At 53.9% G+C, this 19,687-nt stretch carries 10 protein-coding genes; 8 read left to right on the top strand and 2 right to left on the bottom strand.

Translation table 11 applies throughout. The annotated features are described in order from the left end of the window. Window positions 1-225: 225 nt before the first annotated feature. Window positions 226-1,089 carry a helix-turn-helix domain-containing protein gene (locus ACFPOF_RS04735; protein ID WP_378130107.1) on the bottom strand — a complete coding sequence of 288 codons (864 nt, stop codon included), beginning with the start codon at window positions 1,087-1,089 and terminating at the stop codon, window positions 226-228. A gap of 177 nt (window positions 1,090-1,266) precedes the next feature. Between ACFPOF_RS04735 and ACFPOF_RS04730 the strand changes: the two genes are divergently transcribed. The 3 genes from ACFPOF_RS04730 (at window position 1,267) to ACFPOF_RS04720 (ending at window position 7,698) form a co-directional block, all read left to right on the top strand. Then, window positions 1,267-3,594 carry a glycoside hydrolase family 95 protein gene (locus ACFPOF_RS04730; RefSeq protein ID WP_378130106.1) on the top strand — a complete coding sequence of 776 codons (2,328 nt, stop codon included), beginning with the start codon at window positions 1,267-1,269 and terminating at the stop codon, window positions 3,592-3,594. A gap of 146 nt (window positions 3,595-3,740) precedes the next feature. Further along, the gene (locus tag ACFPOF_RS04725) at window positions 3,741-6,026 is read left to right on the top strand and encodes a helix-turn-helix domain-containing protein (RefSeq protein WP_378130105.1); all 2,286 of its coding nucleotides are present in this window, start codon (window positions 3,741-3,743) and stop codon (window positions 6,024-6,026) included. Between the two features lie 13 nt (window positions 6,027-6,039). Continuing rightward, the gene (locus ACFPOF_RS04720; protein WP_378130103.1) at window positions 6,040-7,698 is read left to right on the top strand and encodes an extracellular solute-binding protein; all 1,659 of its coding nucleotides are present in this window, start codon (window positions 6,040-6,042) and stop codon (window positions 7,696-7,698) included. Window positions 7,699-8,217: 519 nt separating this feature from the next. On the opposite strand, the gene ACFPOF_RS04715 is transcribed toward ACFPOF_RS04720, so the two are convergent. Then, window positions 8,218-8,874, bottom strand: a complete 657-nt coding sequence (locus tag ACFPOF_RS04715) for a hypothetical protein (protein WP_378130101.1) — start codon at window positions 8,872-8,874, stop codon at window positions 8,218-8,220. A gap of 1,362 nt (window positions 8,875-10,236) precedes the next feature. On the opposite strand from ACFPOF_RS04715, the gene ACFPOF_RS04710 reads away from it, so the two are divergent. The 5 genes from ACFPOF_RS04710 (at window position 10,237) to ACFPOF_RS04690 (ending at window position 19,549) form a co-directional block, all read left to right on the top strand. Next, window positions 10,237-11,160 carry an ABC transporter permease gene (locus tag ACFPOF_RS04710; protein WP_378130099.1) on the top strand — a complete coding sequence of 308 codons (924 nt, stop codon included), beginning with the start codon at window positions 10,237-10,239 and terminating at the stop codon, window positions 11,158-11,160. 16 nt (window positions 11,161-11,176) lie between these two features. Next, window positions 11,177-12,076 (top strand): carbohydrate ABC transporter permease, encoded by a 900-nt coding sequence (locus tag ACFPOF_RS04705; RefSeq protein ID WP_378130097.1) that lies wholly within the window; start codon window positions 11,177-11,179, stop codon window positions 12,074-12,076. Window positions 12,077-12,272: 196 nt separating this feature from the next. After that, on the top strand, window positions 12,273-13,916 hold the full coding sequence (locus ACFPOF_RS04700; protein WP_378130439.1) for an extracellular solute-binding protein: 1,644 nt from the start codon (window positions 12,273-12,275) through the stop codon (window positions 13,914-13,916). 79 nt (window positions 13,917-13,995) lie between these two features. After that, window positions 13,996-18,327, top strand: a complete 4,332-nt coding sequence (locus tag ACFPOF_RS04695; protein WP_378130095.1) for a X2-like carbohydrate binding domain-containing protein — start codon at window positions 13,996-13,998, stop codon at window positions 18,325-18,327. Window positions 18,328-18,382: 55 nt separating this feature from the next. After that, window positions 18,383-19,549, top strand: coding sequence for an SGNH/GDSL hydrolase family protein (locus ACFPOF_RS04690; protein ID WP_378130093.1), 1,167 nt, complete (start codon window positions 18,383-18,385; stop codon window positions 19,547-19,549). Window positions 19,550-19,687 lie beyond the last annotated feature (138 nt).

The raw sequence follows: 19,687 nt of genomic DNA, 5'->3' as shown, positions 1-19,687 counted from the left end.
GAATTATTTCGACACTTATTGTCAAAATAATTAGTTTTATTTCGCGGGATTGGAATACGAATTGCTGGAAGAGAGGGGACGTTATTTCGTTAGCGCTTTCTTTTTTGTAAACAAACTGTAATCTGATCTTCATACTTGCTTAAAACATTTCGACTACTCTAATAACGACCCCCTTTTTCAATATAACCACTGAGCCTGCCGGCTTCCGGCAGGTTATTTTCTTTTTTAACGCATCGCTCTCGGGTTCGCCCGGTATTGCCTCGGACTGTTGCCATAAAAAGCGCCGAAATGGCGGGTGAACGGATGTATCGACGTATAACCGAGTTTTTCCGCGATTGCCGTAACGCTTAGATCGCTTTCCTGAAGCAATTGAGAAGCCCTCCTCATCAATTGCTTGTGCTGGTACGCCTTAGGCGTCATCCCCGTTTCCCGCAGGAATAGCTCGTGAAAATACGTGCGTTTCAATCCACATGACCTCCACCAGTCCGCTACCGGTTGCCGCCTTTCCGGATGATTGTCGAGCTCTGTAAGCAGGCGAACAATCCTGTAGTCACTCGGTTGTCGAGTATGGACAGCGTTGAACCAAGCGAGCATCCAAGAATAGAACAGGGCGTTCACCGTTTCGATTCGGTAGTGATTTAAGTTTTCGAACAGCTTTGCGAGCGTGTGGAACAAGTCGAACAGCGGCGCATGCGCCTGCAGGGAGAAGACGCCGGGCAGTCCGTCCAATTCGTCGCAAGACGGAGCGGGCGTACCCGTGCTCGGATCGTAGCTTTCGGGATAGCGGAAGAAGATCCGGTTCAGCGACCGGGGCTGATTGTTCTCCCACAGGTCGAAATACAAGTTGTACGACGACAAAGGTCGGTTGGGCGAAATATGGAACGCGTGCGGTTGACCGGGCCTAAGAAATACTAGCGTTCTTCTCCCTATCGGATATCGTTTGCCGTCGATTTCCATCTCGCCTGGTCCTTCGGGAAACAGATGAATGGCGTATACGTTGGATGTGCGCAGCCCTTCGTTCGAACTGCCGTCGTAAGTGTAGGGCATATAATCGCCGACGAACGGCGTCATTTCGGATAATCTTTTCATCGTTCCCCTCCGTCGGCAGCATCGAAAACATTTCGATTAGCGGATGAATCGTCAACTTTATGGATGCGGTAACAAATACGGAAATTATGATAAATGATACGATAAATGCATGGATTGTGAAATAGCTGATTGTTGAATTACGGATGATTATGCAATTAAAATGGGAGAGGGAATTGGATGAAAATGCGTTATAACGGTCCGGCGGCAGGCTGGACGGAAGGATTGCCGATCGGCAACGGCGCTATCGGCGCGGTCATCGCCGGAGGCGGCGACGCCGAGACATGGTATGTGACGGAATCGACGTTTTGGTCGGGTAAGCCTGAGCGGACGCCGAGCCGCTCGAACGGCAAAGCGGACTTGGCGCGCGTTCGGGAACGGTTTTTCGCCGGAGACTACGAGGGCGGAGAGAAGCTTGTGGAAGAGCTGCTCATGCCGGAGAAGGGGAATTTCGGCACGAACGTGGCGATGTGCGACGTCCAGTTCCGGTATGGGCATTCGGAAGCGCGTTTCGTCAGGGAATTGGATTTGGAGACTGCGATCGTCCGAATCGCTTACGAATTCAATCGTATCCGCTTCGAACGCGAGACGTTCGCCTCGCATGCCGACGGTATTGTGGCGAGCCGTATAAGGAGCCATACGCCGGGCAGAGTTACTTTCTCACTTGAAATCTCAGGCCGTACGGACGATTTGGAAGCGGTACAAAGTGGAGACAGCGATAGGCTTCTTTTCCGGTGCCAGGCGACCGAAAGCGTACATAGCGATGGCCGATGCGGAGTTCGCGGCGCGGGAGCGGCGAAAGTCATTCTGAGCGGAGGAACTGTCCGTCACGAACGAGATAAGCTTATGATCGAAGGCGCGGATGAGGCGGTCGTTATCTTCGCCGCCTCAACGGATTACGGAACACGCGACGAAGATTGGAAGCACGAGCCGGAACACCGGGTCGAGCTGGCGGCAGCCAAAGGCTTCGACCGGCTCAGGCAGGATCATGTTGCCGACTATCGCGCGTTGTACGCGAGAGTAACGATTAAGCTCGGCGGAGATGAGGCGGGCATGGAAGCGGCGGAAGCCGAAGAGATGCTGCCGACGGATGAAAGAACGACGGCGCTTCGCGAAGGCCGCGCAGACGATCCTGGATTGTTCGCTTTGTTTTACCAGTACGGACGGTACTTGATGATTTCCGGCTCGCGGGAAGATTCCAAATTGCCGATGCATCTGCAAGGCATTTGGAACGATGGTGAAGCTAGTCGCATGGCGTGGAGCTGCGACTATCATCTCGACGTTAATACGCAAATGAATTATTATCCCGCCGAGACGGGCAATCTCGCAGAGTGCCATTTGCCTTTGCTTCATTTCACAGAAAGACTGTCGGAAGCAGGCAAAGACGCTGCCCGCGATTTCTACGGTTGCGAAGGCTGGGTCGCGCACGTGTTTACGAACGCTTGGGGATTCACTGCGCCTGGCTGGCATTACTCCTGGGGAATGAACGTCACCGGCGGACTTTGGCTGGCGGCGCAATTGCAGGAACACGACGCTTTCGGCGGAGGAGACGTATTTTTGGCGGAAGTGGGCTACCCGGTATCGAAAAGCGCGGCCGAGTTTTACCTCGATTATATGACGGTTCATCCGGCGAACGGTTATCTCGTCACGGGACCGTCGAATTCCCCGGAAAACAGCTTTTATCCGGAAGGCGCTTCTGAAGGCTCGCGGTCGATGTCGATGGGGCCGACCATGGATACGATGCTCGTCCGCGAGCTTTTCACCTTCTGCATCGATGCTTCCCGCCGTTTAGGCAAGGACGAGGCACTTCGAGAAAAGCTGGAGCGGGCGCTCCCGTTGCTCGCGCCGCCGATGATCGGGAGGGCAGGCCAGCTCCAGGAATGGCTGGAGGATTACGAAGAAGCGCAGCCGGATCATCGGCACCTGTCCCATCTATACGGCGTTTACCCGGGCAACGAGATTACGCCGGACGGCACGCCGCCGCTTGCCAATGCCGCGAAAGTGACGCTCGATAACCGACAGCGCGAATCGACGCTCGAAGACGTGGAGTTCACGCTTGCACTGTTCGCTGCGGGGAGAGCTAGGTTGAGGGACGGGGATAAAGCCCGAGAACATCTCGCGTATTTGATCGGGGAGCTTTGTTTTCCGAATTTGCTCACGTTCTCCAAGCCCGGCATCGCGGGGGCGGAAACGTATATTTTCATTGCGGACGGCAATTTCGGAGGCGCCGCCGCTTTTGCGGAGATGCTGCTGCAAAGCCACGCGGGCGAAATTCATCTGCTGCCTGCCATTCCTTCAAGCTGGCCGGAAGGAAGCTACTCCGGATTGAAGGCAAGGGGAGGTGCGGAGATCGGAGCAGAGTGGAAGGAAGGACGGCTGATTTCGGCGACGATCAAGGCGAGCGATTCGCTCAGGACGAAGCTTCGTTACGGGGAGACGGACGTTGAGATCGACATGGCGCCGGGAGAATTCCGGTCTTTCGATGGGGCGTTAAATGCGTTGAAATAGATCGTGGGTATTGTCGAGCGACTGCGGGGGATTCCTTGCGGTTGCTTTGCTTTATTCGAATAAAGTGCGGCGACTCGCCGAATGTATGATAATAGGAATAACAGGCGCAGTCACGTTGACGCGATCTAAAGAGAAGGGGGACACGAATGAGGAAGTTTTCCAACGTGTTCAGAAATTTCTTGATTTCTTATGTGATCATATTGATTATTCCGAGCATCGCGGGATACATGTCCTACCGGACTTCGATCTCTGTCACGACCAAAGCGTCGATCGAGAACAGCTTCACCCAGTTGCAGAAAACGAAGGAATTATTGGAGAGACGAATGGCCGAGGTCGAAGGGTTCACGAGGCAGCTCGCGATTAACCCGGATTTGAACGTGCTCATGAACGAAAGAAACGCGGGCGATCAAGCTAACGTGTACGGCATATGGAAAATGCTTCGTAACGTCATGACGTTCGGGCAAACGAACGATTTTCTGCAGCAGTTTTACGTGTATTTAAGCAATTATAACGTCATTCTGACACCGGGCTCAGCGTATTTCCGCCCGGAACATTATTTTGCAAATTTCCGTTATGAAGATCAGACATTCTCGGAATGGAAACAGTCGATTCTTGGCAAGACGCACCGGAGCGAATTTCTGCCTCTCAGGCCGTTCATCAACAAAGGAACGAAAACGACCGTTGTCACTTATATGCAGTCGTTCCCGCTAGACAGCTTCAGCGGATCATCGCCGGCGATGGCCGTCGTCATCATCGACGAGAAGACGATTGCCAACTTGCTCGCAGGCATTACCGACCGATATGGCGGTTGGACCTTAATCAGCGATGCTGCCGGCCAGACCATCGCTTCGCAAGGTGTTGGCATGCCGGACTTGGCGAAGCTCGGGGGGCAGGGCGGGTTGGACCCTTCCGAAGTCAGCCAATACGTAGCCGACGATCTCGTCATCACGACGGTGTCCGCGACGAACGGCTGGGTGTACCGCGCGGGTATTCCGAGAGAGCGCCTGCTCGAGAACGCCAATCAGATCAAATTCATGACATGGACGGTGACCGGAATTGCCCTGGCGGTCGGCCTAGTCGTTGGGCTCGCGCTCGCTTACCGCAACAGCGCGCCGATCCACCGTCTCGTATCCGTCTTCGGTACGGCGGAGGGAACGTCCGGACGCAACGAATACGACTTCCTGCATGGGAACATCGCGGAGATGATCCGCAACAGCAATCGTCTGGAATCCGAACTGCACAGGCAAGTTCCGCTTATTCGCGACGCCTTCCTGAAGCGGTTGATCTCAGGGGAACTGCAGTCTCGCGAAGAAATTTTCGCCGCAGCTTCGCAAGCGAACACTGGCATCTACGGACACGCGGGTTATGTGTGCATCATACAAATTCAGGGGTATTCCGGTATGGACAGCGTTGAAATCCTGAACGAACTCAACGCGGCAAGGTTAATATTGAAGCAAACGTTGACAGATCTCGCGGGCTTCACGTTGACGACCGATTGGGGATCCGACCGTATTGTTATTGTGTTCGCGTCCCGCGAAGCGGAAACTGGGTCGGAGCTCGGCCGGGAAGCCATCGCAGGGCTCCTTGAGCAATTGGCTCGTCGTGCGTTCGAAGAATATCGAATTACGTTCACGGCGGCGGTCGGGGATCGATTCGAATCAGAGACGGGTGTGAACGCGTCCTATGAACAAGCTAAGCAAACGCTTGAGCATGCGCATCATTCGGATCGCAGCGGCATTGTCTGGTACGACGAGACCCGCATGGAAAGTGCGACGTATTATTATCCGCTAGAGCTGGAGCTTCGTCTCATCGGCACAATTCGTGCAGGCGAGGAGGAGGAGGCGCGCCGCATCCTGGCGCATGTCGCAACGATGAACACGGAGCAGCGCGAACTGTCCGTCGAGATGTGGCATCAACTCGTAGGTGAGCTGAAGGGCACGCTGCTGAAGCTGCTCGACCAGAAAACGTTTCTGGAATCCGGCAGGTTCGATGTGTTGAAAGACCGTATTATCGCTGTTCAAGCTTCGGACAAGCGGACGCTTCAAGCGGAGATCGAAGACATCGCCGCCTCGATGTGCGCCGTCGTCGTCGGTCGCAAGAACGATAGCCACACGCGGACGGTCGAGCAGATTAAAGCGTTCGTCGGCGAACGTTATTCCGATGCGGAGCTGACGTTGTACCGAATTGCCGAACAAGTGGAAAGACCGGAGAAATATATTTCTCAATTGTTCAAAGAAGTAACGGGTTCGAACTTGTCCGATTACTTGGAAACCGTGCGAATGGACCACGCGGTTAAGCTGCTGTTGGAAGGGCGCTACACCGTGGATGAAATCTCTTCCCGTGTCGGCTATAACAGCTCACATTCGTTCCGACGCGCGTTCAAGCGCGTAACGGGCGTATCGCCAAGCTCATACCGGCAGTCCGCCGAATGAAAGGAGGGGCGCTATGAATAGATGGATCAGATTGATTGCGACGGCCATTTCGCTGCTCGCGATGGCCGCGGCGCTCCCCGCCTGCGCGGGCTCGAGCGATTCGGAGCAGCGGGAACAACGCGGAAGTCCGATCGCGATCAGCGTCTACGCGCAGCAAGATGCGACGTTTGACCTGAAAACGAATGAATTTTCCAGGCTGTTGGAGGAGAAGTTTAACGTTTCGTTCGATTGGCGAACGGTTCCGTTCGAGGGCGCCAAGGAGAAAAGGCAAATTTCGCTCTCGAGCGGCAATTATCCGGATGCCTATATCCTTACCGCGTATATCGACCAGTTTTCGCAGGCTGATCTGCTTCGGTACGGCAAACAAGGGGTGTTTTATCCGCTCAACGATCTGATTGACCAGTATGCTCCCCATATTAAGGAGGCACTCGCGAAGGAACCGGGGTTGAAAACGCTAAGTACGGCACCGGATGGCAACATTTACGGACTAGCGGCTTTCAGCGATTGTTTTCATTGTTCGTATCCAAACAAGCTGTGGATGAATTCCTCGTGGTTGAAAAAGCTGGGGCTGGACATGCCGACAACGACCGAGCAACTGAGGAACGTACTTCGCGCCTTCAAGAACGGGGACCCGAACGGCAACGGACTTGCTGACGAAGTGCCGCTGAGCGGCTCGACCGAAGATTTCGGCGTGCGGGTGCTGCCATATTTGATGAACGGGTTCGTCTATGATGACGACAGGACATACTTGACGATGACTAACGGCAAAGTCGGTCTCGCGGCGGATACGCCTCAATGGAAGGAAGGACTTGCTTACGTCAAATCGTTGTATGACGAAGGCTTGATCGACCCTGGCGCGTTTACGCAAAATGCGGAAGCTTTCAAACGGCTCGGAGAGAACGCGGAAGCGGAAATTCTTGGCGCGGGGGCCGCGATGCATCCGGCGATTTTCGTGGATACGGGGCCAGGCAACGATAGAGGCAGCGACTACGATCCCGTGCCTCCGCTACGAGGCCCGCATGCCTCGTATTCTGTCTATTACCAGTCCGGCATTTCCCCAGGCGCGAAGTTCGTTATTACGGACAAGGCCAGCCAGGAAGCGCGCATCGCTCTCATTCGGATCGCGGATTACTTGTACACGCCGATCGGGCAAGCAAACGCGGAAGTCGGCAAAGAAGGCATCGATTGGCGCAAGCCGTTGCCAGGCGAACGTGCGCTCGGCCCGGATAGCGAGGCGGAATACGCGCGCATTCCGGTGAAGGAAGGCGAGGCTCCCCGCAACTCCGGCTGGGCCGGCATGGGGCACTTCTACATGCCGAAAGCTTACCGGGACAGCTGGGTTGCGGACATAAACATATACAATCCGGACGGCTACGAAAGGAGATTGTATGAGGCAACGAAGCTTTACCAAGGCCATCAGCCTTCGGAGACGTATCCTGCCTGGTCCGTCTGGCTGGATCCCGCGGTTGCCGACGAAGTCAGCATGCTCCAAGCGAACGTCAAAAACGAAATCGAGCAAAATGCCATTCAATTCATCACCGGGGAAAAAGATCTGGATGAAGGCTGGGCGGGTTACGTCCAAAGCCTCCGTGCGCTCGGCTCCGAACGTTACGTGGAAATTATGCAGCAAGCTTACGATGTATGGGCGAAAGAAAACAAAGCTTCGAAATGAATAAGCGGCTGTCTCATCATTCATGAATTGACTTGTGAGACAGCCTTTCTTCCGTAAAGCTCCATCTAAGCGAGATGTTCGATTTTTTTGAGTAATTGCCCCCTGCGAGCCCCGCCCGAGAACGAGATGTTCAGTTTTTTCGAGTACCTGTCCCCTGCGAGCCCCGCCCGAGAACGAGATGTTCAGTTTTTTCGAGTACCTGTCCCCTGCGAGCCCTGTCCGCGAACGAGGTGTTCGATTTTTTCGAGCAAGTGTCCCCTGCGAGCCCTACTCGAGAGCGAGATGTTCGATTTTTTCGAGTAAGTGTCCCCTGCGAGCCCTACTCGAGAGCGAGATGTTCGATTTTTTCGAGCAACTGCCCCCTGCGAGCCCTGCCCGAGTGCTAATTGCCCGATTTTTTCGAGCAACTGCCCCCTGCGAGCCTTACTCGAGAGCGAGATGTTCGATTTTCTCGAGCAACTGCCCCCTGCGAGCCCTGCCCGAGTGCTAATTGCTCGATTTTTTCGAAATAGCAAAGTATTAACGGAAAAGAGCTACGGCTTTTTCCGTAATACAGAATTTGTGACATCTACTATCCCCACCGCCTATTAAGCGGATCAATTGTTTCTCTTCGAGCGATCGTAGAACTTTTCGTGCCGTTTCTTTTTTAAGCCCCAGCCACGAACTGACATCCGATAGTTGAAACTCATTCGCTCTCCATAATGCAGATCTCAATATTTCTCTCTCGTAGACTGGCAAAGTCATGACCCCCAATCTGTCTGTGTTTGCCTTTGCGTCAATTAAGCTTTGAAAATCTTTTCGACATTGATCGGGTTGTTTTTCGAGTTCATCCCTTCCGTATGGGAAATAGGAATATCCATGTACGGCAATAGTTCTAGCTCGAGCCCGCTCAAAAGAAAATCTCTTTCTGGTAATCGTCTCGGCATGCGTTATAAAATGTTCTTCTTCGAGTACAGTTCTTAGTCGTTTTATGTATACGTCGCTATACATTTTCACTCCGGATAATGCTGTCATCTCATATTCAAGTATGATTCCTTCTAGCGTCCCCAGTACTGGATAGAGCACCTCCAGCATTAATTTTGTGCCTGCCAAATCGCGCTCGAGCATTTCCGTGCGTTGACCTCGCGCTTCTTTCGTTTGTTTCTTTAACATTGCATCAAATTCTGCTTCGAACATGTAATTATCGCCTCCTTGGAAAATAAAAAACGCCGCCAAGCCCATAAGGGATCAGCGGCGTGTGCTTCACGCTCAATACAAAGCTATTATTTGTAATAAGGTTAATGTAATTCCAAGTATTTGTAAATACGCTTTGGAATATTAGGTCGATTTTTTCGAGTACCTGTCCCCTGCGAGCCCCGCCCGAGAACGAGATGTTCGATATTTTCGAGTAACTGTCCCCTGCGAGCCCTGCCCGAGAACGAGATGTTCGATTTTTTCGAGTAACTGTCCCCAGCGAGCACCGCTCGGGAACGAGATGTTCGATTTTTTCGAGTAATTGCCCTCTGCGAGCCCCGCCCGAGAACGAGATGTTCGATTTTTTCGAGTAATTGCCCCCTGCGAGCCCCGCCCGAGAACGAGATGTTCAGTTTTTTCGAGTACCTGTCCCCTGCGAGCCCTGTCCGCGAACGAGGTGTTCGATTTTTTCGAGTAATTGCCCTCTGCGAGCCCCGCCCGAGAACGAGATGTTCGATTTTTTCGAGTAACTGTCCCCTGCGAGCCCTGCCCGAGAACGAGATGCTCGATTTTTTCGAGTAATTGCCCTCTGCGAGCCCCGCCCGAAAACGAGATGTTCGATTTTTTCGAGTAATTGCCCCCTGCGAGCCCTGCCCGAGAACGAGATGTTCAGTTTTTTCGAGTACCTGTCCCCTGCGAGCCCTGTCCGCGAACGAGATGTTCGATTTTTTCGAGTAATTGCCCTCTGCGAGCCCCGCCCGAGAACGAGATGTTCGATTTTTTCGAGTAATTGCCCCCTGCGAGCCCCGCCCGAGATCGAGATGTTCGAATTTTTCGAGTAACTGCCCTCTGCGAGCCCCGCCCGAAAACGAGATGTTCGATTTTTTCGAGTAATTGCCCTCTGCGAGCCCCGCCCGAGAACGAGATGTTCGATTTTTTCGAGTAATTGCCCTCTGCGAGCCCGTCCGAAAGCGAGATGTTCGATATTTTCGAGCAACTCCTCGTACGAAACCTCACCCGAGCTGAGGCTAATCCACAAGCCATAAATTACTGAGGACGGCTTTTTGCTTCCAGTCTGTCGCTGCGTTCTCCAGCAACTTGTGTGCAAGCGAAAGCTACCGGACCTCCAGGCTAACTTTGGCAACATGGTTGACAACCCCGGAAGCGCCAATCCGCGCCCGAAAACCCCAAAATGGCCGTAGAACGAGGAAATGTCCCCCCGAAAACAGGAGATCTGTACGTCGAAAGACGCAATTGTACCTACCTCGAGCCCCTGAATTTCCCCTATGATCGGTCTTATAGAAAGCGCTGTCAAAGTCGCTTCGAATCAAAGCACATCACGTCTCGTCTAGGGGAGGGATCCACATGGAAGCCGTCGGCAAACGACTCGGCCCGGTAAAAAGTATTGCAAGACATTGGCAATTGTATCTCGTCGTCGCGCCGCCGCTATTATTCTTTTTGATTTTCAAATATTATCCGATGCTCAACGCGGTTCTCGCTTTCAAAGACTATTACGTCACGAAAGGGATCTGGGGAAGTCCGTGGGTCGGCTTCAAAAACTTCGAGCTCTTTTTTGAGAACCCAGTGTTTTGGAAGCTCGTCAAGAACACGCTGTTCATCAGCTTCTATTTGCTGCTCGCGGGTTTTCCGATTCCGATTCTGCTTGCGCTCATGCTGAACGAAATACGCAGCCGCAAGTTCAAACGTCTTGTACAAATGGTCACCTTCGCGCCATATTTCATTTCGACCGTCGTCATGGTATCGATCATAATGCTGTTTCTCGCACCGCGTCTTGGCTTCGCGAACGTGTTCCTGAATCATCTCGGATTGGATTCGATCAACTTTCTCGGTAACCCAGGTATGTTCTCGTCCATCTACGTCTGGTCGGACATTTGGCAGACTGCGGGCTACTCCGCAGTCATCTACCTCGCAGCATTGTCTGCGGTAGACCCGACGCTGTACGAGGCGGCGAAAGTGGACGGAGCGTCTCGCTTTCAGAAAATATGGAACGTTGATCTGCCGGGCATCCTGCCGACGATCACGATTATTTTGATCCTGAACGTGGGCAGCGTCATGGCTATTGGATTCGAAAAAGTTTATTTGCTCCAGAACAACCTGAACATCGCAAATTCGGAAATTATCGCCACGTACGTGTACCGGATCGGTTTGCTCAATGCCAATTACAGCTTCGCGACCGCGGTCGGCTTGTTCAACTCGCTCATTAACCTCGTTCTGCTGTTCACGGTGAACGCGCTGGCCAAACGTTTTTCCAATACAAGCATCTGGTAATCGAGAGGGTGATTTTATGGCATCTGCAGTATCCAGAATTAAAGAATCCAATGCCGATCGGGCGTTTCTCTTAGCGATCTACGCTGTCCTGTGCATTGTTCTCGTCGTCGTGCTGTATCCGCTCGTCTACATCGTCAGCAGCTCGTTTAGCAGCCCGACCGCTGTGTCGTCCGGCCAAGTATGGCTTTGGCCCGTAGACGTTTCGCTCAGAGGCTACGAGACGCTGTTCAAAAATCCGCAAGTGCTTACCGGTTACGGCAACTCGCTATTCTATACAGGGGCCGGAACGCTCATCAGCGTCACCTTGACCGTCATGCTCGCTTATCCGCTGTCTCGCAAGACGTTTTACGGACGCAACGCCATTATGATGATCGTCACGTTCACGATGCTGTTCAGCGGCGGCTTGATCCCGACGTACATGGTTGTCAAGTCGCTCGGCATGATCGACACGCGCTGGGCGCTGCTCATTCCGAACGCGGTTTGGGTATGGCAGGCGATTATCGCCCGGTCGTTCTTCCAATCGTCGATTCCGGACGAACTCGTCGAGGCGAGCGAGATGGACGGATGCAGCGACCTTCGCTTCATGAGAAGCGTCGTTCTGCCGTTATCCAAGCCGATTCTTGCCGTACTCGTTCTCATGTATGCAGTCGGCCAATGGAACGCCTACTTCGACGCTTTGATCTACTTGAAGAGCGCGGACAAGTATCCGTTGCAGCTCATTCTGCGCAGCATCATCATCCAGAACAACAGCGGCAACTCCGTCATGGACGCGATGAAGCAGGTCGAGCGCCAGCAGCTTGCCGAGTTGCTCAAGTATTCGCTCATCGTCGTCGCCACGCTGCCCGTGCTTATTATTTATCCGTTCGTGCAACGCCATTTCGTTCAAGGGATGCTCGTCGGTTCTGTTAAAGGCTGATTCGGCCAGGGTTGTCCGACTTCCATTGAAAGGGGGGATGCGCATGTAGCGCGCCGTCGGCACGTCTCGAGCGGAACGCACGAAATGCAAGCGCTTAATGAACGAGCATCAACCAAATGACATGGAGAAAAGGGAGCGAATGCAAGTGTCGAAAAAGAGAATCGCAAGCCTGTTAGCTATCGTTTTGGCGGTAAGCATGGTGATGACTGCCTGTTCCAAAAACAACAACGGTAGCAACGCCTCCTCGTCCGCGCCCGCGTCATCCGGCTCGTCAACCGCGTCGGCGTCCGAGACGCCTGCCGCGCCGGTTAACGTCAAATTGTTCGCGGTGCAAGAGCCGAACATCGACTTGAAGACGAACAAATTCACGTTATTCGCGGAAGAGAAATTCAATATCAAGTTCAATTTCGAAACCGTTCCTTCGGACGGTGCGAAGGAGAAACGCCAAATTTCCCTGGCAAGCGGCGACTACCCGGACGCTTATATGCTAACGGCCTATATCGACCAATTCTCTCAGGCAGACTTGCTGAAGTATGGCAAACAAGGCGTTCTCATCCCTCTAAATGACCTCATCGACCAATATGCGCCGAATATCAAGGCCGCACTCGAGAAAAACGCGGACTTCAAAGCGTTCAGCGTCGCGCCGGACGGCAACATTTACGGTTTGCCTGCGTACACTCAATGTTTCCATTGCTCGTATCCGAACAAAATGTGGATCAACACGAAGTGGCTTGAGAAGCTGAAGCTCGATATGCCGAAGACGACGGAAGATTTCAAAAAAGTTTTGGAAGCGTTTAAAAACGGCGATCCGAACGGGAACGGCGCGAAAGACGAAGTTCCGCTCAGCGGCTCGACGGAAGATTTCGGCGTACGGATCGTTCCGTTCTTCATGAACGCATTTGTCTATGATGACGATCGCAACCATCTGCTGCTGAAAGATGGCAAAGTAGGCTCCGCCGCGGTCACGGATGAGTGGAAACAAGGATTAACTTACATTAAATCGCTGTATGACGAAGGTCTCATCGACCCGGGCGCGTTCACGCAGAACGCGGAAGCGTTCAAGAAAATCGGCGAAAACGGCGACGCGCAAATTCTTGGAGCAGGCGCAGGTATGCACCCGGCTATCTTTGTCAACATCGACGTCGGCAACAAAAACTCCAAAGACTACAATCCGGTAACGCCATTGACGGGACCTAACGGCGTATCCCTCGCGACGCACGACGGCGGCGGCGTATCTCCGGGCGCGAAATTCGCGATAACGAACAAAGCAAGCAAAGAAGCGCAAATTGCTCTTATTAAGCTTGTAGACTACATGTTCACGTCGGAAGGTCAGACGAATGCCGCATCCGGAATGGAAGGCATCGATTGGAGAAAGCCGAAGGACGGCGAAGTTGCCCTCGGAGAAGGCGTAACGCCGCAAGTGGCGACGATTCCGGCGGTCGAAGGCGAGGCGCCGCGCAATGCCGGATGGAGCGGCATGGGTCACTTCTACATGCCGAAGGAATACCGCGACAGCTTCGTTCAAGGTACCGACATTTACGATTCGGCGAACTATGAGCGCCGCTTGTACCAAGCGACGCTGCTGTACCAAGGCCATGAGCCGAAAGAGCTGTTCCCGCTATGGGCAATCTGGCTCGATCCGGCAGAAACGGATGAAGCGAGTATGCTGCAAACGAACATCCGCACTTACATTGACGAGAACGCGCTGCAATTCATCACTGGAAACAAGAGCCTCGACAAGGATTGGGACGGCTATGTGAAAGGTTTGAAAGATTTGAAGCTCGACCGTTACCTCGAAATTCTGCAAAAAGCGTACGACGGATCCACGTTCAAGAAATAAGCTCAGATTGAAGAAGCGGGCGCTTTATCGATGCATAAGGCGCCTGTTTTCCATTTCACTGCCAAAGGAGCTGAATGATGTGTTCACGGTTCGGAGAAGCATGTTCGGTAAAGGGAAGCTTTTGCTGGCGGCTATCGCGTTGCTTCTGACGCAATTCGGGGGCTGGGCGCCTGCGACGAACGTTGCGAACGCGGCGAATAACGGCCTCGGAGCGAAGCCTTACATGGGCTGGAGCAGCTACAGCATGCAAGTGTACTCGAACAACTCGGCCTGGATCAACGCCGCGCAGATCAAAGCGCAGTCTGACGCAATGCACGCTACGTTGCAATCGCACGGTTACGAGTACATCAATATCGACGCCGGCTGGAACGGCGGCATCGACGGTTACGGTCGGCCAGTGCCGAGCACGACGCTTTATCCGAACGGTTTGCAGGAAGTGATCAATTACGTTCATGCCAACGGCCAGAAAATCGGCTTGTACATGATTCCCGGCTTGGCTCCTCAAGCGTACAACGCGGATCTCCCGATATACGGCGCGCCAGGCTGTTCGATGCAGGATATCGCCGTACAGCCGCTCACAACGGCGGACTACTGGAATCTCGGCTACAAAATCGACTTCTCCAATTCGTGCGCACAGAAATATATTAATTCGATTGCCGATCTGTTCGGTTCATGGGGCATCGACTTCTTGAAGTTCGATAGCGTAACGCCGGGCTCCGGGCACAACGACACGACAATCGACGCCAGAGGCGACGTAGCCGCGTGGTCGCAGGCGCTTGCCCCTCACGGCATCTGGTTCGAGCTGAGCTGGGCTCTTGACCACAACTATGCCGACACGTGGAAGAAGTATGCGAACGGCTGGCGCGTAGATTGGGACGTCGAAGCTTACCAGCCCGGCGTTAAGCTGACCGAATGGAACAACATCGCCCGCCTGTTCCCCGACGCCGCCCTCTGGTGGCGCGACGCGGGTCCCGGCGGCTGGAACGACTTCGATTCGCTAAACGTCGGCAACGGCGCGATGGACGGCTTGACGCAGGAAGAACGCCGGACAGCGATGACGTTGTGGGCGATGTCGTCCGCACAGCTCTACATCGGCAATGACATGACGAATTTGGACAGCTTCGGCATCGGGCTGCTGACGAACGACGAAGTCATCGCCGTTAACCAGGCGGGAAGGCCGGCTCATCCGGTATCGACCGATACGAACCGGCAAGTCTGGTATACGAACAACGGAGACGGCTCGTTCACGGTCGGATTGTTTAATCTCGGAAGCACCGCGGCCGACGTGACGGTTAACTGGAGCGACATCGGACTGAGCGGTTCCGCGACGGTGCGCGATCTGTGGACGCATACCGATCTCGGCACGTTTAGCTCCGGCTATACTTCGACGAATTTGCCGTCACACGGTTCCAGATTGCTGAAAGTCGTCTCTCAAGGCGGAACGGTAACCGCCAACGACGACGACCAAAGCTTCAAATACACCGGCGATTGGACGCGCAACGGCGGACGCGAGCTGGCGGCAGCATCGCAAAATCTGGTTGTCGCAGTCGGGGACTCGAGCACGCATAACAGCTCGATCGAGCCGAAGCAAGCTTCATTCAACAAGAAGACGTCCGCTCAGACGGATGTTGCTACGACACTGACGCTAAACGGGAATACGCTTGTTGGTATCTCGAACGGCGGCACGGCGCTTGTTTCCGGCACCGATTATACGATATCCGGCAGCGTTGCAACGATCAAGAAAGCGTATTTGGCCGCGCAGCCTGTCGGCACGACGAATCTCGTCTTCTCTTTCAGCGGGGGAACGACTCGGACTTTATCGGTCGCGATCATCGATACGACGAACGGTGTCTTCTATTCGGCGAACGACGATGATTTCGGCATTGCCTATACCGGAGCTTGGCAGCGAAGCTGGAGCCGCGGACTCGGGGATTACGGCGACGACGTGCATTATACCGAGAACAATAACGACAGCTTCGAATTTTCTTTTACAGGAACGGGTATTGAGTTGATTACAGAAAAAGACACCTCGCAAGGCGACATTGACGTCTACATCGACGGTGTATTCAAGCAAACGGTAAGCACATACAACTCGTCTCGTCTCGTTCAACAAAGCGTGTTCAACGTTTCCGGACTCGCGGAAGGCGTGCATACGCTCAAGGCGGTCAAAAAATCGGGGACATTTATGCTGCTTGACCGTTTGATGTACACGGTTCCAGACCTCATCATTCCTGCACGCGCGAGCTTCGATAAGAAAACATCGGCGCAAACCGACGTCAAGACGACGATTACGCCTGGAAGTCCGAGCTTCGTCGGTATCTCGAACGGCGGTACGGCGCTAGTGTCAGGCAACGACTACACGTTAACGGGAGATACGGTCGCGATTAAGAAAACTTACTTGGCCGCTCAACCGGTCGGAACGACGCGTCTGACGTTCGCTTTCTCCGGCGGCGCGACGCAAACGCTCGTCATCGATGTCGCGGACACGTCCGTTCGGACGCTGTCGGTTAACGACGCCGATGCGGGCATCGTGTATACCGGCTCTTGGGGCTACAGCTGGAACAGAGGGCTGGGAGACTACGGAGACGATGTACACTACACGCAAAATAACAACGATTATTTCGAGTACGCGTTCACCGGAACGGGAGTCGAGCTCATTACGGAAAAAGATTCTTCGCAAGGCGACGTGGATATTTACATCGACGGCGTGTTCCAACAGACGGTAAGCACGTACAACGCGTCACGTCTCGTCCAGCAAAGCGTGTTCAGCGTATCGGGACTGCCCGACGCGGCGCATACGCTGAAAGCGGTCAAAAAATCGGGCTCGTATATGCTGCTCGATGTGCTGAAAGCGACGGTCGCTACGGCAACTGGGAACAGCGTAATCACTCCGATGTCGGCCAGCTTTGATAAGTCGTCGCAAGTCGACGTTCAAACAAGTTTGACGTTAAACGGCAACACAATTGCCGGCATCACGAACGGAGGAACGCCGCTTGTCGAGGGCGACGACTACACGATTTCCGGCAATACGCTGAGCGTGAAGAAAGAATATCTGGCCGGCTTGCCGGAAGGGACGGCGGGTTTGACCGTTTCCTTCTCGGAAGGTGCCACGCAGACGCTTGTCGTCGCTGTGACGGATTCGAACCGCGGCCGTTACCTTTCGTTGAACGATAGCGACGTCGGGATTGTTTATTCGGGTGTCTGGGGGCATTCGACGGGCAGAGGACTCGGGGATTATAAGGACGATGTCCACTATACCGAAAATAATAATGCGTATTTCGAGTACGCCTTCAATGGCACCGGAATCGAGCTGATTACGGAAAAGGACGATTCGCAGGGCGATATCGACGTTTATGTCGACGGCGTCTTGAAGCAAACAATCGGCACGTACCGCAATGGACGGCAGACCCAACAGCTCGTGTACAAGGCTGCCGGATTGACTTCGGGCGCTCATACGCTCAAAGTCGTCAAAAAATCGGGCTCGTACATGCTGCTCGACCGGCTGAACGTGCGGATCGCCGACGCGATTGTACCGGATAGCGCGAGCTTCGACAAGTCGGCTCGAGCGGATATCTCTATTGCGCTGACGGTTGACGCAAGCAACCTGATCGGTATTCGCGACGGGGCTGCAACTCTGACGGCAGGAACGGACTATACGTTATCCGGCAACACGGTGACGATCAAGAAAGCCTATTTGGCGGCAAAACCGCTCGGTACGACTTACTTGACCTTTAACCTCCGCGGCGATTACAAGGACGACGTTCATGCGACGACAACAAACGGAGACAGCTTCGAATTCAAATTCAAAGGAACGGGTGTCGACTTGATCGGTCCGAAAAGTCCCGATATGGGCAATGTAGACATTTACGTGGATGGCGTCTTCAAAACGACGGTGAACGCTTACGCGGCAAACCGTCTAACCGATCAGACGCTGTATAGCATTGGCGGACTCGGCAACACCGCTCATGTGCTCAAAGCCGTGAAAAAATCGGGCAGCGCAATGCTCGCGGACAAAGCGCGATATACCGTTCCTGCAAGGACGACCGTCAATGATACGAATTCCGGCATTGTTTATTCTAGCGGCTGGCAGCTTAGCTCAGGGAGAGGCCTCGGCGACTTCCAGGACGACGTGCACTACCAGACGGGCATTTCCTTGAATCCGCCGATGTTCCAATATTCTTTTACCGGGACGGGAATAGAAGTGATCACCGAGAAGGAAGCTTCTCAAGGAGAAATCAATATTTTTATAGATAACGTGCTCAAAGCAACGGTTAATACGTACAGTCCGACGCGGCAAACGCAGCAGACCGTATATGCGGCTCAGGGGCTTTCGTCGGGAACGCATACGATCAAAGTCGTCAAAAAAACGGGAACGTATATTTTACTGGACGCGCTTAGAGTGACGCCATAATCGAAGGGTCAGGCTCTCCGCTACGGAGGGCCTGACTCTTTCCGGAGGAAAGCGAATGGAAAAACGCTTAAGCAAACAACACATACATCCGCGTGAGGGATTGCCAAGGCTGATGGAGAAGCTCATGCGAAAAGAACTCGTGACCGTTGCGTTTCTCGGAGGTTCGATTACCGAAGGATATGGCGCTTCAGATCCGGACAAGACGAGCTGGCGCGCCCTGACGGAACGATATTTCATGGAAAAGCACCCTGACATGCTGTGGAGTTTTGTCAACGCGGGCGTCGGAGGGACGAATTCATCGTTCGGCGCCCACCGGCTGCGTCGGCACGTTTTCCTTGACGGCGCCGTTGATTTGTTGTTTGTCGAGTTCGCCGTTAACGATGGGCAGAAGCGGCTTCGCTCGCCGGAAGGGGCAGCCGAGACGATTCGCGGCATGGAAGGCATCGTTCGGCAATGTCGAACACTATCACCTTCGGCGGATATCGTCCTGCTTTATTCGGCGGATGCGGACAATATGGCCGAAAGCGAACCGTTTTTCATCGCGGCGCATGAGAAGGTGGCGTCGCACTACGGACTTCCGTCCGTTTCTTTCGTCGGGGGCGTTCGCGAATGGATGGAGAAGGGTGGCGCATGGGAGTCGCTCGCACCGGACGGCGTCCACCCGAATGACTCGGGCTACGCTTTCTATGCTGCGCTGCTGTGTGAATTTCTTGATCTGGCGTTGGGAGCAGTGGAGGAGCGGCCCTTGGAGGGGGAGACGACTGTGAAGTGGGGTGGACGGTCTCGTGTCCTTCCCGCCCCTCTGCGGGAAGACAACTACGACAGAGCGAGTATGCTAAGCGCCATCGAAGCATCCATGACGGTAGGGATGGACTGGAGCGGAAGGCCGGCCGATACCGTGAACTGGCGCTATTCCGCGGGTCATTGGGCGGCAGATGGCGAAGGTGGGACAATTGCGTTCGAAACGAAAGGACGCGGAGCGGGACTGTTGCTCTTATGCGGTCCAGACACGGGGATATTTGAGTATTCGGTAAACGGCGAACCTTTCCGGGAATACGATCCGTTCGATGAATGGTGTCCGTTGTTCTATCGACCGGTCATGATACCGCTTGTCTCCTTTGGCGGCGAGTCGAATATTCGCATTGTGGCACGCAGTACTTCTCGCCGAAATGGCTGCAGCAAAGGATTCGGTTTTCGCGTGCTCGGGCTCTTGCGGCATTGATGTGTGCAAGGGGGTGTCGTGCTCGTGTCGCGAGCTCCCTGTCAAACTTCTGAGAAAATGTCACCCTAACTCGTCCGAGAAAATGTCACTTTTTTAAGTGGTGCCGAAGCCTCTCACCAGAGCGCTTCGGCATAGCTG

This window comes from Cohnella soli (assembly GCF_042655525.1).
Taxonomy (GTDB): Bacteria; Bacillota; Bacilli; order Paenibacillales; family Paenibacillaceae; genus Cohnella; species Cohnella soli.
The sequence above is the reverse complement of the archived record's forward strand: the minus strand, read 5'-3'. Positions and strand labels throughout refer to the sequence as shown.

Coding starts and splice junctions, on each gene's coding strand:
- ACFPOF_RS04735 (WP_378130107.1), bottom strand. CDS start 1,089: ATGAAAAGATTATCCGAAATGACGCCGTTCGTCGGCGATTATATGCCC.
- ACFPOF_RS04730 (WP_378130106.1), top strand. CDS start 1,267: ATGAAAATGCGTTATAACGGTCCGGCGGCAGGCTGGACGGAAGGATTG.
- ACFPOF_RS04725 (WP_378130105.1), top strand. CDS start 3,741: ATGAGGAAGTTTTCCAACGTGTTCAGAAATTTCTTGATTTCTTATGTG.
- ACFPOF_RS04720 (WP_378130103.1), top strand. CDS start 6,040: ATGAATAGATGGATCAGATTGATTGCGACGGCCATTTCGCTGCTCGCG.
- ACFPOF_RS04715 (WP_378130101.1), bottom strand. CDS start 8,874: ATGTTCGAAGCAGAATTTGATGCAATGTTAAAGAAACAAACGAAAGAA.
- ACFPOF_RS04710 (WP_378130099.1), top strand. CDS start 10,237: ATGGAAGCCGTCGGCAAACGACTCGGCCCGGTAAAAAGTATTGCAAGA.
- ACFPOF_RS04705 (WP_378130097.1), top strand. CDS start 11,177: ATGGCATCTGCAGTATCCAGAATTAAAGAATCCAATGCCGATCGGGCG.
- ACFPOF_RS04700 (WP_378130439.1), top strand. CDS start 12,273: ATGGTGATGACTGCCTGTTCCAAAAACAACAACGGTAGCAACGCCTCC.
- ACFPOF_RS04690 (WP_378130093.1), top strand. CDS start 18,383: ATGGAAAAACGCTTAAGCAAACAACACATACATCCGCGTGAGGGATTG.